The following is a 12,856-nucleotide window of genomic DNA, read 5'->3' on the forward strand; positions in this document are numbered from 1 at the left end:
TCGTTGGTGTATAGTTCATTTTTTATGCCGATACCGGCAGTATTTCGGCTACTTATCACCAATAGCTGTTTTTACAGCCGTTAAGCGGATGTGTAGCTCAATGAGGTCGCAAATAGGTGTCCTATTTCATGGTATAGATGTCTGTTTCTACCGACTCTCGGTCTTCATTTTAATCCGCATAGCTTAGCATGGGGCGTGCATTCCTTATCCCTGAAGTTTGGCAATATATTTTTTATTGACAAAAAGGTAAGTTGGACATATCCTAATGGAAAAAGAGATAAACTCATTGGTAGATTACATGCTTTTTATAAAAGCCTTGAAGCAGAAATACCAAGTAGAAAGCATGACGCGCAGCTTTTTATATCGTGGCCAGGCAACTGATACACCGCTTATTCCCAAAATTTTAAGACTGGTGCCGCGCAATGGGGATTTATTGGCGATAGAACAAGCCTTATTGGGTGAGTTCAAGCGAGCCAATCCGTTGCTCATCGATCCTTTTCAAGTAAAGAATGATTGGGATTATCTGACATTGGGCCAGCATTATGGGCTTCCCACGCGGTTTTTAGATTGGACAGATAATGCATTAGCCGCCCTTTGGTTTGCGACGAGCTCGGCCCTTGCGGAGGAGCGCTCCGGATTGTATGCTGTAGTATGGGTATTTATAGCCGAAACGGGCGACTTCTTGCCCAACACAGGTGATCAGCACCCGTTTGATGTCAGTGAGAGCAAATTATTCAGACCACGTATTATTAAGCAGCGCATCAACAATCAGTCCGGCGTATTTTCTGTATATTCGACCGAAGCGCTTAAACGTAAGCAACGGTTTGAAGAGATGGCAGACTACCGGGCCAAAATGATCAAGATAAAAGTACCTGAAGCAGCAGTGGAAACTATGGTAGATGACTTGCACAGTTTGGGCATAGATGCGTTCAGCATCTTTCCGGAGCTGGAAGGGCTTTGTGCCTATTTGCAATGGAAGTTTTTCAATAATTAGGCGGTCGTCAATTAGGTGGTCATCGCTTTCAATGTTTGCGCATTGGCCGGCGCATTGGCATGTTGGTCGTTGTCAAAATAGCAAAACACATCAATGCCGGCTTCCTGCCATGTGCGGCAATGCGCCGCCCATTCCGATAGGGTGCCATCGCTATATTTTCCCTGGTATTTACCCTGCGGTCCATGCAACCGGATGTATGCAAAATCAGCCGTTATTACTATTGGTGATAAGTGGCCCGCCAATTCATAGATACAGAAGGCGCAATTATGCCGCTCCAAGATTTCATAGACGTTCTGGTGGTACCAACTTGGATTCCTAAATTCGAAAGTGTAGCGAGGTCCTTTGGGCAACTCCGCCAAGAAGCTTGCCAACAGGTGGGCGTCTTCTTTCAGAAAAGGGGGCAATTGAAACAAAACGGGGCCCAGCTTTTTGCCCAAAATTGATGCACGCTGTACAAAACCGACCGTATATTCCTTTACCTCGTGAAGTTTTTTAACATGTGTAATGTAGCGGTTTGCTTTGACCGCAAAAAGGAACTTATCCGGAGCTGTTGCTTTCCAATTGTGAAATGTCCGCTCGATAGGTAGCCGATAAAATGAACTATTCAGCTCTACCGTATCGAATAGTTGTGCATAATAAGACAGTTGGCCGCTATCTTTCAGCCCTTCGGGATAAAAAGTAGCTTTCCAATGCTTATAACTCCAGCCTGAAGTGCCAATATGAATGGTGCCTGCTGCCAACCCAATTTGATTTTATTCGCCCTGGTTATAATGGGCAATAGCCTCTCCAAGGCGTTGCACGGTATCGGGCTGCAAATCACCCCAAAGCTGTGTCCACTCCCCGGAGGTCTCCTGCCGCAACTGGCTGATGGAGGTCTCTTTCGTGTAGCAATGGTAGATAGGCACGCCATCCGTAGTCTGCTCAGGCCGTATCGTGAGCGGCCTGTCTCCAAATTGCCCATCCGCAAGCCTGACTTCAAAGAGCTCGTCCGATTTTTCCATGATCAACTTTGTTTTCAACACCAGCTTTCGTTAATTCAGTACCCCCTGTTGAAGCGCGATGCGGATGACCGTGCCAATGTCTGGAGCTCCTGTTTTCTGAAGCAGGCTTTCGCGGTATTTGAGAATCGTGCGTTTGTTGGTAAAGAGTTGATAGGCAATTTCTTGATTAGAATAACCTTCTAATATGAGCTTGAGGATTTGCTCCTCTCGTGGAGAAAATGCAACAGCTTGGCCTTTTCTCCCAAAGTCCACAGCTGCCATGGATTCCAGTACCTTCAGGTATAATGCTGTACAGATATAGGTATTGCCTGAGAGGATGTGCTTGATGGCAAAGACCAATTCATCCTTGTTGGCTTCGTTCACGATATAGCCATCTGCGCCGGATTTCATCAAACTCAGGATATCCTCATCGTATTCAATTCCCGATAAGACCAGAACCTTGATGTGTGGGGCGATTTTTTTCAACGTAGCCAGATACTTTTGATCATCTTCCAAAAAAACATGGTCGATGACCAACAGGTTTGTTGCCGGCCTGGTTGACAGCGCTGGTATAATATCCTCCCGTTTGGAAACAATTTCCGCAAAAGTAAAATCGGGCTCTTGATCCAAAAGTGCGATAATGCCGTCACGGGCGAGTGTCTGAGGTGAGGCCCAAATGATTTTTGCTGAATTTTCCATAATCTTAACCTTCAATCTTTTAAACTTGGTTTAAACCTTCTTCTTAATCGTAGAGGTATACGTTTCAACCGTTGGAAAGGTTTTAGTTTTTTTAACATACTTTCCCATAGCCGACAGGAAGTATGCTTTTTAGTACATCGGAGAATGGCGAACTAAACTATCCCAAAAACAAGCCAAGCGTTTTCAGACGTTGGTCTGATGCTTATAATGACGATGGTTGTTTGTAGTAACGTGCAGTATTTAAGTGTGTTGCTGATTAATGAACTGATAAGTATGAAAAAACTATGGCCATAAATGGTGGCATGGTATGCCGCTTGAGTCGTGTACGCTGTTGGATTTTGATTATCCTTCATCTTATGTATGCAATATCGTACGGTGTTCGCAAAGGGGTAATACATACAAGTGTTTCCAGGTACAAGTGTTCTGAAAGGTTTAACGGAAAAAAGCAAATGAATAAAAGCAAGAGGCGATTACGGATTTTTACATGGCATATACACGGAAGCTACTTGTATTACTTATCGCAAGGAAATTATGACCTCTATATTCCGGTAAATGATGGACGCACAGCAGGGTATTGCGGGCGGGGTACCACGTTTCCGTTTGGTCTGAATGTGCATGAAGTGGATATTGAAGAGGTGCAGACGCTTGATCTCGATCTCATTCTGTTCCAGACGATAAACAATTATGAGCGGGACCAATACGAAGTGTTGTCAACCGACCAGCGCAAATTACCGAAAATCTTTCTTCAACATGATCCGCCCTGGGGGCATCCCACGGATAGTAAACACGTCGCTTATGGAAGTGATGTCACCTTGGTGCATGTGACCCACTTCAATAAGCTGATGTGGGACAATGGCAAGCTGGACACACGCGTTATTGAACACGGCGTCGTTGATCAGGGGCATACGTACAGTGGCGGGCTGAGAAAGGGCTTGGTGGTCATCAACAACCTGCCCAAGCGCGGCCGCATGCTGGGTTTCGATCTTTTTCTCGAATTGCGCAAGTACGTTCCGCTTGATTTGGTGGGGATGGGTACCGAGCCATATGGACTATCCGAAGTGTTGCATACCCAATTGCCGGCTTTCGCGGGCAGATACCGGTTTTTTTTCAACCCAATCCGTTACACCAGCATGGGATTGGCCGTATGTGAGGCCATGACCTACGGAATGCCCATCATCGGCCTAGCCACCACGGAAATGGGGCGGCATGTCCGGGATGGATTTAACGGTTTTTTGGATCTTGATCCCCTACAACTGGTAGACAAGATGAGATTTTTGCTGGAAAACCAAGATTTCGCGAAAACGATGGGCACCAATGCCCGGCGCTATGCGCTGGAACGGTTCGGTATTCAGCGGTTTGTACAAGAATGGGCGACGCTGTTTCACCAAGTCGCCGAAAGGCGTGTATTCACAAAAACATATAGCTACTAAAAAACGCATCATGAACAAGACTATCGCATTAATCAGTGAACACGCCTCACCGCTGGCCATGCTCGGCGGTGTGGATAGTGGCGGGCAGAATATTTACGTAGGCGAACTTGCACGGCAACTGGCGACTCTGGGGTATACCGTTGATGTTTTCACCAGAAGGGATGACCCAAAGCTACCCATTGAAGTGCAATGGCTTCCAGATGTGCGGATCGTGCACATCGAAGCGGGGCCGCCCAAGCAATTGCCAAAAGAAACACTGTTTCAATATATGGATGCCTTTACGGAATCGATGGAAGCCTTCATGACGAGACAGCCAAAGCGGTACACCTTGTTGCACGCTAATTTCTGGATGTCGGGCTATGTGGCCATGAAACTCAAGGAACGCTTGGGCATTCCCTTTGTTGTTACCTTCCATGCCTTGGGCAAGGTAAGGCTGATGCACCAGCGGGAAACGGACAAATTTCCGGTGGAACGCTGCGATGTGGAATCCCAAATCATGCAAGCCGCAGATGGCATCATTGCCGAATGCCCGCAAGATGAAGCGGATTTGATCCAATTGTACCAAGCTGACGCAGACAAAATTACCATGGTACCCTGTGGCTTTAGTCCGCATGAATTCCACCCGATAGACAAGGCATATGCCCGGATGTTGTTGGATTTGCATCCCACGCGTAAGATCATTCTGCAATTGGGCAGGATGGTGCCTCGCAAAGGCATTGATACCGTTATCCAGGCATTAGCCCAATTGCGGGGAAGCGCTATAGATGCCCAACTGGTCATTGTGGGGGGCGAATATGAGAAGCCGCATCTCCATGCAGACGTAGAGTACAGGCGGCTGATGGAGATGGCCAGCGTGTTGGACGTAGCGGACGCCATATCATTTGAGGGCCGGAAAAACAGGGAACAACTAAAATATTTTTATTCCGCGGCCGACGTATTTGTCTCTACACCTTGGTATGAACCTTTTGGCATCACGCCGCTGGAAGCCATGGCGTGTGGTACGCCGGTAATTGGTGCCAAGGTGGGTGGAATCCAATACAGTGTAGCCAATGGCAAGACCGGTTTTTTGGTGAGGCCTAAAGATCCGGAGGCCCTTGCCCGCAAACTCGAACTCGTGCTCAAAAACGACGACTTGCGGATATACATGCAGCACAATGCAATAAAACGTGTGAATGAATGCTTTACGTGGAAGAAGGTAGCACAGCAGATGGATGAAGTCTACCGGGGTCTCACCGCAGCGCAGTTGGACAATGCCAATGACGACAAGCAGGTCATTGCCGGGGCCTTTCAGGAGGCAGCTGATATTTTCCGGCTGTCGGCAGATAGTCTTACGGATACTGTATTGCGTGCAGGAAAAATGTTGGCAAAAACGTTTGCAAAAGGCGGTAAAGTGCTGGTCTGCGGCAATGGCGGCAGTGCAGCTGAAAGCCTTCATTTCTCCGCGGAATTGTTGGGGCGGTTTGAGTTGCCGAATCGCGTGGGGCTGCCTGTCATTTCCTTGATGGCCGACGCTGCGATGCTTACGGCGTGGTCCAACGACGTCGGCTTTGACGATATCTTTGCCCGCGAGGTGGAGGCATACGGCCGTCCGGGTGATGTCTTGATGTGCCTGAGCACCAGCGGCAACTCACCCAATATTTTGGAGGCGATGGACAAGGCTAAGCAATTGGGAATGGTTTGCGTAGCACTCCTGGGTAACGATGGCGGCCGGGCCGCGGCCAAGGGCGACATCAACCTCGTCGTGCCTTCCAGCAGCACCCAACGGATTCAAGAACTGCACCTTCATATCATCCACCTGCTTTGCACCATCGTGGAGCAAAAGCTGGAGGATTATTCGGCAAAGCACCAAGCTTCCGGATTGTCGTCATTGATCCAAGCCGTCGATTTGCCTTATCAGCAAAATGGAAAAGCAAAACACCATGCCAAACAAAAAAGCCATATTTTTGGATAAGGATGGAACCTTGATACGGGACGTCCCTTATAATGCCGATCCCAGCAAAATGGAGCTGTTGGCCGGTGTGGCAGACGGTCTGCGGCAGCTTAGTACCCTGGGTTATACCTTTTTTGTCGTGACCAATCAGGCCGGGGTAGCAAAAGGTTATTTCAGGGAGGAAGCACTCGCCGGTGTGGAGGACAGATTGCAGCAACTGCTCAGCGACAGTGGCGTGACATTAGCAGGCTTCTACTATTGCCCCCATCATCCCGAGGGCGCTGTACAGGCATACACAAAGCGATGTCATTGTCGCAAGCCGATGCCTGGCCTGCTATTGGAGGCCGCAGTCATGTACGGTATCAGCCTTGGTGACTCTTGGATGGTGGGCGATATCCTCGATGATGTAGAAGCAGGCAACCGGGCAGGCTGCAAAACGGTGCTCATTGACGAACTCCGGCATGAGCGGAAAAAGCCGTTAGACGGATACCGCCATCCTGCATATATCGCTGATAATTTCAGCGAAGCAGCAAATTTAATCCTAAAAAACACCTGACATGGAAACCCATAACTGGCAGTTCGCCGCACAATTTGAGCAGAAGACAATTCTGGTGATTGGCGATTTTATCATTGATAAATACATCGCAGGAGGCAGTACACGGCTATCGCCTGAAGCGCCGGTACCGGTGGTAGATATTCAATCCGACCGATGGGTGCTGGGCGGTGCGGCTAATGTAGCTGCAAACCTTAGTGCGCTGGGTGCGCAAGTGATTTTTTGTTCGGTGATTGGTGATGACGCAGATGCCGACCGTGCATGTGCCTTGGCATCCGAAAGCGGAGTTTCGCCCGATTGCCTTATCCGGGAAAAGGCCCGATCTACATTGGTCAAAACCCGGATATTGGCCGATGGCCATCCATTGGTCCGGCTTGATAGGGGCGATGATACAGCGATTTCCCAATCGTCGGCGCGACAGCTTATCGATCATTTGCAACGGCATTTTGATGCGTGCGACGGCGTGGTTATCGCCGATTACCACAAGGGAGTGGTGACACCTGCTATCATCGACAGCCTTATTCAACTGAAGCAAAAGCAGCCTAAATTCATCGCGGTGGATTCCAAGCGGCTACCGCTTTTTCGGGAATTGGTGCCTACTTTGGTGAAGCCCAACTATGCGGAAGCGGTGCAGCTTCTTGGCCACGAAAGCAGTACAAAAGACCGGAGGGTTTTGCTCGAAGCATGCGGCGATGACCTCTATCAAAAAACCGGCGCACAGTGGACGGTACTCACGTTGGATAAGGACGGCTCGCTCTGGTTTGAAAACGGAAAACTGGTTTTCCACATCGGCGCGATTCCGGTAGCTACCCCGCATGTATGCGGGGCCGGGGATACGTTTGTCAGTGCCTGTACCCTGGCGTTGCTCTCCGGCGCCGATGCCAGGAGGGCCGGGGCCTTGGCTACTGCGGCGGCCACCGTGGCGATTGAAAAGGAAGCCACATCGCTATGCACGCGCCTGGAACTTTTGGCCAAGCTGGACAACGAACAGAAGCTGGTGACTTCAATGAAGCACCTGCAGGAAATCCGCGCTTACTACAAAAGCATGGGGCGTCGTATCGTGTTTACCAACGGTTGTTTTGATATCCTGCACAGCGGCCATGTCAATTACCTGAAACAAGCAAAAAAACTTGGCGATATACTCATCGTCGGGGTCAATGACGACGATAGCATCCGAAGACTCAAAGGCCCGGAAAGACCTATCAATGGGGTCGCCGATCGGCTGTCTGTCTTAGCGGGCCTGGGTTGTATAGACCATTTAGTCGTCTTCGGGAATCCGGAAGATGATACGCCTGCTGCGCTTATTGGGGTGTTGGCTCCTGATGTTTTCGTCAAAGGTGGCGATTATCAAGTAGCAGAGTTGCCGGAAGCAAAGTTGGTGGAGTCACTCGGTGGTGTGGTACAATTGATTCCACTGACGGCCGACCGATCGACCACGCAACTGATTCGGCGCATCTATGAACATACGCATGTAAAAAGTGCTATCATATGACGGCTCATGAATAATTGGAACAACTGTAAAAACCTGCTGGTCGTGCGTCCGGACAATATCGGCGATGTGCTGATGAGCAGTCCGGCGATTCGTGCGATAAAGCGGAACTTTGGAAGCAAGATTACCTTGCTAACGTCCGAAGCAGGCGCGGCGGGCGCAACGCTATTGCCCGAAGTGGACGAGACGCTGGTGGCCAACTTTCCCTGGGTGAAGCACACTTCATCTATCTCGCCAGCCTACCTGGATAAGTTGGCCTTACAACTGAAAAAGGCCGCCTTTGACGGCTGCATCATCTTTACCGTATACAGCCAGAATCCATTGCCTACGGCCATGCTGGCCTGGGCGGCAGGCATTCCGCGCAGGCTAGCCTATTGCCGCGAAAATCCCTATCAACTGCTGACGCAATGGGTGCCCGATGACGAGCCTTACTCCCGAGTCAGGCATCAGGTCGTACGGGATTTGGATTTAGTGGAGCGGATAGGCGCTTATTCCAATGACGATCGGATCACCATTGCCGTGCCTACAGGGGCCGACAGCCTGGTAATGGCCAAGCTGGCCCATATTGGTGTGGATGTAAGGCGTCCATTTGTGATTTTCCATGCTGGAGTGAGTGAGCCCAAAAGGGCCTTCCCGACCGAACGCTGGGCGGTGCTGGCACAACGTTTTCTGGCTACGCATCCTACACAGCAAATTTTATTTACAGGCAGCGCCGGAGAGCGAACGCTGACCGATCACTTGCACCAGGCTTGCGGAGCAGGTACATTTTCCGTCGGCGGCTTGCTGGATATCGTGGAATTTGCGGCCGCCATCCGGCAGGCAGCCCTTGTCGTATCCGTCAATACGGCCACCATCCATTTGGCGGCAGCTTTGGGAAGGCCACTGGTTGTATTGTATGCGTGTACCAATCCGCAGCATACGCCATGGCGTTGCTTGCATACGCTATTCTCCTATAGCATTACGGATGATGGCCTCCGGAGCCGGAATGAAGTGATACGTTATGTGGATCGTTCCTTATACCGTGAGCAGGTAAACCTGCCCACCATTGACGACATCTTAAACGCTATCGAGGTAATGCTCGATAGCCAAGGGGAGCGTCAGCTTGCTTACTAAGGTGTCTTCCACCAGTCGCAGGTCGGGCGTCTGAATCCAGTCAATCGTCACCAAAGCAGACTTATTTATCGGCCGCCACCGGCTCGGCTCCCCATCCATGCTGATGATGACGCCTGGCGTTCCTAAGGCTGAAGCCAAGTGTGATGTCCCCGTGCAATTTGATAAGATGGCTTTGGCCTGTTTGATGAGTACGGCCAATGCACCTAATGATGTCTTTCCTGCCGCAATAATCGGTGTATAATGCATCAGCTGTGCCACTTGTGTGACGGTGGGTATCTCGTCGGCCGTGCCAGTGATGACTACTTCATAGCCAAGTGCTGCACACTTATCGGCCATATTGGCAAAAGCCACCGGGGGCCACTGCCGCCACGCCGCCCTGCTCCCCGGATGGATACAGACATACTCGCCGGGCTGTATCGGTAGACCAAGGGTTTCAAAAGCTGCATAATCCTCCTCGGTAACGGGAAATTCCAAGTCCAGCCCTTGGTGTGGAATGCCAAGGTGCTGCATCAGCAACAAATGCCGGCACACTTCATGCACATGCGAGGGGTAAGGAATGAAGAACTCACCGGGCGGGCGGTAGCTGGCCTCGGTATAAAATCCTGCGGTATATGTGGCACCAAACAGCTCGACCAGGGGATTGACCAGTGTGCCGTCGCCTTGCATCTGCAGTGCCAAATCGAATTTCCCGGCTTGCATGCGTGCAAGGAAATGAGGCATATCCTGTACAGTATAAGGCTGTTCGGGAAGACCGGGATAGCCGGGAAAGCGCTCAAACGCATCAAAATACATCGGAAAGCGTTGCACCAGTTGCTCTGCCCAAGGCAGTCCCACGAGCGTAATGGATGCTTGCGGCAGGTGACGACGCAGGGCCCGTATGGCCGGTATGAAGCACAGGAGGTCACCCAATTGCAGGGCGCGGAAAATTGCTATTTTATTGATTTTTTCAAGTTGCATAGCTGTTAGGGATTAAAATAACAGTACCCGGTATTTGATCGCGCCGTACCATTGCCAATAGATAGCAATGAAGGGAATCAATAGGGATGTCACGGTCATCTCGGCAATGTGGCTTGCTGATTTGCTGGTCATGCGCAACCGCTTGCAGGTAAAAACAGCCACACAGAGCAACCAGCCGATAAGTGCCAGTTGAAACCATGGCGTCCAATCCAATACCAGTGCAGTGCACATCGCTGCAAACAGCAGTACGGTGGCATAATAATGCCAGACAGGGTGTCGCTGGATTTTTTGACGGAAAAGGCGGGGGTATTTTTTGTAAAGCAGCGCATTGTATTGCCCCTTTTTTTGTTCGCGGAGACTTACGCCCCAAGGAGCAGCACGTACGGGATGCCGCACGCGGGCAGCCTCAACGTGTACAATCGGAATGCCCTGTATCATCAACTTGAATTGCAATTCGCTATCTTCGCGCCATGCCATGCCGAATGCTTCGTCAAAGCCGCCGACAATGAGCAACGCATCTTTTGTGCAGCAGCAGTTGGCCGTCACAAACTCCGCCTCCTGTAGCTGGGCCGTATTCCATTCAAAATCGGTAGGCCGGGGCGATAGTGGCACCTGTACACCACCCGTCATAGCGATATGCGGCTCGCCGCGGTAATGCCGGCAGAATGCCTCCAGCCAATCGGACGCAGGGAGGCAGTCATCATCCGTAAAGGCGATGAGTGGAGCCGATGCAGCTATCGACCCCGCATTGCGGGCGGCCGCCGGCCCTTGTTTACCCGGTGTGGATAGATAACGGCAGTTTATCCCTGAATTTGCCGCATGCCATTGGGCGACGGCCTCACCGGTTGCCGTATCCGGACCATCACTTACCACAATGATTTCAAAATTTGTATTATCGAGGGTTTGACTTGCAAGCGCCTCCAGGCAGTTAACCAAAAGCTGTGGCCGCCTGTACGTGGGAATGACCACGGATATCCTTGTCTCCATATTGCTTTGCTATTAAAAAGGAACCCATAACCAATACATCAAATGGCGATGTCCAAAAACATTCCAGTGCATCCCGGGGACTACAAACGATAGGACGGCCTACCGTATTGAATGAGGTGTTGATCAATACCGGTATACCGGTAATCCGTTCGAAGGCCTTCAGCAAATCGTAATACAATGGGTTTTGTTCGCGGTTTATCGTTTGTATGCGTGCAGTGCCATCCACATGCTTCACCGCAGGTATGCGGGCCGCCTTATCCGGAACTACCTGATTTACAAAAAGCATGAAGGGCGATTGCTGCGCATCAATAAACCATAGTGCTGCGTCTTCTTCGGTTACGACCGGTGCTACCGGACGGAAATCCTCGCGGTCTTTTACTTCATTGAGCCATGCCTGCATTTCCGGCAGCATGGGCGAGGCAAGGATGGATCGGCTGCCCAGCGCACGTGGTCCATATTCCATCGCACCTTGGAACCATCCGATGATACGGTTGTCCGCAAGTAATTGGGCTGTTTCCTCGGCAACATTTTCCATCCGTGTATAGGGCACCTTGGCTTTATCCAAAAAATCGGCTATTGCGTCATCCCCGTAGGATGGCCCCCAATAAGCATGGTCCATCACGAACGTCTTTTCATGTTCGTCCCGTAGCTTGGCATCTGCCCACAGTGCAGCTCCCAATGCGGTACCCGAATCGCCTGCTGCTGGTTGTATCCACACCTTTTCAAATGGTCCGTCATCCCGAATACGGGCATTGAGCACGCAATTGAGCGCTACGCCCCCAGCCATGGCTAAGTGGCGTTGTTTGGTTTCGCCATACAGCCACAGTGCCAGCTCCAGTACGGTTTCTTCCAATACATACTGAAGCGACCGGGCAATATCGAAGTGATGATTAGTAAGTGGTGCATGCCGGAGCCGGGCGGGCCCGAAGCGTGCTTCGAGTTGTGTTTGCTGGATGTGGTATTGGCCCTGTTCGCCAAGCCATACCATGTCCCTGAAATCTTTTATATAGGTCGGTTTGCCGTATGATGCCAACGCCATCACCTTATATTCGTCTGAAGAACGCAAGAAACCCAAGTAGCTGGTTACTTCTTCATACAGCAAACCCAGTGAATGAGGGAGGTCTACCTGCCCAATCCGGGTGAGGCTTTGTTGCTGGCCCACATGGTAGGAAGTGGTAGCCACCTCGCCACGCCCATCAAGTACCATCACGGCCGCATCCCTGAATGGAGCAGGTAGGTAGGCACTGGCAGCATGGGAAAGGTGGTGCTCGATGAAATGCCATTCCCAGTCGGCCTGATTAGCTTCTTTAAAACGTTTTTGAAGGTGATGGGGGTAGCCATCAACGAGCTGGGCAGGAGCGTTGATAATGGATGATAAAAACAGCCCTTCCCAAGGTTGCGGGTCGACCGGGTTCCAATCCTTAAGGTGGAAAGGGATGGAAATGTCCGGATTAGCAGCTTGTTTCTCATCGATCAATAGATAAGGGTCAAACGAATACACCACCTGGTCTACATCTTTCAGGTGGATGCCTGCCACGTGAAGGCAATAGTCAATCGCATGGAATGGCAATTCATAGGTAGAAAACGGAATAGGCCGTTTCCCGTGTTTAATGCGCGTAAAGCGTTCGTCTTCTACAGCCGCAAGCAATTGCCCGTCTTTGACAATGCAAGCAGCCGAATCATGAAAGACCGCGTTGATTCCTAATGTATACATGATAAAAACA

The 12,856-nt window shown here is 50.5% G+C and carries 12 protein-coding genes; 6 read left to right on the forward strand and 6 right to left on the reverse strand.

The annotated features are described in order from the left end of the window. Positions 1-265: 265 nt before the first annotated feature. Positions 266-994 (forward strand): FRG domain-containing protein, encoded by a 729-nt coding sequence (locus BMW65_RS11995; RefSeq protein ID WP_143053872.1) that lies wholly within the window; start codon positions 266-268, stop codon positions 992-994. Positions 995-1,005: 11 nt separating this feature from the next. Here BMW65_RS11995 and BMW65_RS12000 read toward each other — a convergent pair whose 3' ends face one another. Genes BMW65_RS12000 through BMW65_RS12010 form a run of 3 tightly spaced genes read right to left on the reverse strand, consistent with a single transcriptional unit; the run spans position 1,006 to position 2,673 of the window. Continuing rightward, entirely contained in the window at positions 1,006-1,734 is a 729-nt protein-coding gene (locus BMW65_RS12000) for a DUF72 domain-containing protein (protein WP_090605686.1), read from the reverse strand. 12 nt (positions 1,735-1,746) lie between these two features. Further along, positions 1,747-2,013, reverse strand: a complete 267-nt coding sequence (locus tag BMW65_RS12005) for a hypothetical protein (RefSeq protein ID WP_177181103.1) — start codon at positions 2,011-2,013, stop codon at positions 1,747-1,749. 12 nt (positions 2,014-2,025) lie between these two features. Then, complete coding sequence (locus BMW65_RS12010; RefSeq protein ID WP_090605689.1) at positions 2,026-2,673, reverse strand: LuxR C-terminal-related transcriptional regulator; 648 nt, start codon at positions 2,671-2,673, stop codon at positions 2,026-2,028. Between the two features lie 449 nt (positions 2,674-3,122). On the opposite strand from BMW65_RS12010, the gene BMW65_RS12015 reads away from it, so the two are divergent. The 5 genes from BMW65_RS12015 to BMW65_RS12035 are packed head-to-tail and all read left to right on the forward strand — an operon-like array spanning position 3,123 to position 9,188. Further along, positions 3,123-4,103: a glycosyltransferase gene (locus tag BMW65_RS12015; protein WP_090605690.1), complete on the forward strand. Its 981-nt coding sequence runs from the start codon at positions 3,123-3,125 to the stop codon at positions 4,101-4,103. 10 nt (positions 4,104-4,113) lie between these two features. Beyond that, entirely contained in the window at positions 4,114-6,054 is a 1,941-nt protein-coding gene (locus BMW65_RS12020; protein ID WP_090605692.1) for a glycosyltransferase, read from the forward strand. Further along, on the forward strand, positions 6,023-6,589 hold the full coding sequence (locus BMW65_RS12025) for a D-glycero-alpha-D-manno-heptose-1,7-bisphosphate 7-phosphatase (protein ID WP_090606011.1): 567 nt from the start codon (positions 6,023-6,025) through the stop codon (positions 6,587-6,589). The genes BMW65_RS12020 and BMW65_RS12025 overlap by 32 nt, the downstream gene beginning before the upstream one ends. Position 6,590: 1 nt before the next feature. Continuing rightward, entirely contained in the window at positions 6,591-8,078 is a 1,488-nt protein-coding gene (gene rfaE2, locus BMW65_RS12030) for a D-glycero-beta-D-manno-heptose 1-phosphate adenylyltransferase (protein WP_090605694.1), read from the forward strand. A gap of 6 nt (positions 8,079-8,084) precedes the next feature. Next, complete coding sequence (locus tag BMW65_RS12035) at positions 8,085-9,188, forward strand: glycosyltransferase family 9 protein (protein WP_090605696.1); 1,104 nt, start codon at positions 8,085-8,087, stop codon at positions 9,186-9,188. On the opposite strand, the gene BMW65_RS12040 is transcribed toward BMW65_RS12035, so the two are convergent. The 3 genes from BMW65_RS12040 to BMW65_RS12050 are packed head-to-tail and all read right to left on the reverse strand — an operon-like array spanning position 9,132 to position 12,846. Then, positions 9,132-10,145, reverse strand: coding sequence for a glycosyltransferase family 9 protein (locus BMW65_RS12040; protein ID WP_090605697.1), 1,014 nt, complete (start codon positions 10,143-10,145; stop codon positions 9,132-9,134). The genes BMW65_RS12035 and BMW65_RS12040 overlap by 57 nt on opposite strands. A gap of 12 nt (positions 10,146-10,157) precedes the next feature. Continuing rightward, positions 10,158-11,132 carry a glycosyltransferase family 2 protein gene (locus BMW65_RS12045; protein ID WP_090605699.1) on the reverse strand — a complete coding sequence of 325 codons (975 nt, stop codon included), beginning with the start codon at positions 11,130-11,132 and terminating at the stop codon, positions 10,158-10,160. Next, on the reverse strand, positions 11,074-12,846 hold the full coding sequence (locus BMW65_RS12050) for a carbamoyltransferase family protein (protein WP_090605701.1): 1,773 nt from the start codon (positions 12,844-12,846) through the stop codon (positions 11,074-11,076). The genes BMW65_RS12045 and BMW65_RS12050 overlap by 59 nt, the downstream gene beginning before the upstream one ends. Between the last annotated feature and the right edge of the window lie 10 nt (positions 12,847-12,856).

This window comes from Parapedobacter koreensis (genome assembly GCF_900109365.1).
GTDB classification, from domain to species: Bacteria; Bacteroidota; Bacteroidia; order Sphingobacteriales; family Sphingobacteriaceae; genus Parapedobacter; species Parapedobacter koreensis.

What these genes read in the sequence shown, in the direction of transcription:
- BMW65_RS12035 (WP_090605696.1), top strand. Translation starts at nt 8,085, where the DNA reads ATGAATAATTGGAACAACTGTAAAAACCTGCTGGTCGTGCGTCCGGAC.
- BMW65_RS12025 (WP_090606011.1), top strand. Translation starts at nt 6,023, where the DNA reads ATGCCAAACAAAAAAGCCATATTTTTGGATAAGGATGGAACCTTGATA.
- BMW65_RS12050 (WP_090605701.1), bottom strand. Translation starts at nt 12,846, where the DNA reads ATGTATACATTAGGAATCAACGCGGTCTTTCATGATTCGGCTGCTTGC.
- BMW65_RS11995 (WP_143053872.1), top strand. Translation starts at nt 266, where the DNA reads ATGGAAAAAGAGATAAACTCATTGGTAGATTACATGCTTTTTATAAAA.
- BMW65_RS12020 (WP_090605692.1), top strand. Translation starts at nt 4,114, where the DNA reads ATGAACAAGACTATCGCATTAATCAGTGAACACGCCTCACCGCTGGCC.
- BMW65_RS12045 (WP_090605699.1), bottom strand. Translation starts at nt 11,132, where the DNA reads ATGGAGACAAGGATATCCGTGGTCATTCCCACGTACAGGCGGCCACAG.
- BMW65_RS12010 (WP_090605689.1), bottom strand. Translation starts at nt 2,673, where the DNA reads ATGGAAAATTCAGCAAAAATCATTTGGGCCTCACCTCAGACACTCGCC.
- rfaE2 (WP_090605694.1), top strand. Translation starts at nt 6,591, where the DNA reads ATGGAAACCCATAACTGGCAGTTCGCCGCACAATTTGAGCAGAAGACA.
- BMW65_RS12015 (WP_090605690.1), top strand. Translation starts at nt 3,123, where the DNA reads ATGAATAAAAGCAAGAGGCGATTACGGATTTTTACATGGCATATACAC.
- BMW65_RS12040 (WP_090605697.1), bottom strand. Translation starts at nt 10,145, where the DNA reads ATGCAACTTGAAAAAATCAATAAAATAGCAATTTTCCGCGCCCTGCAA.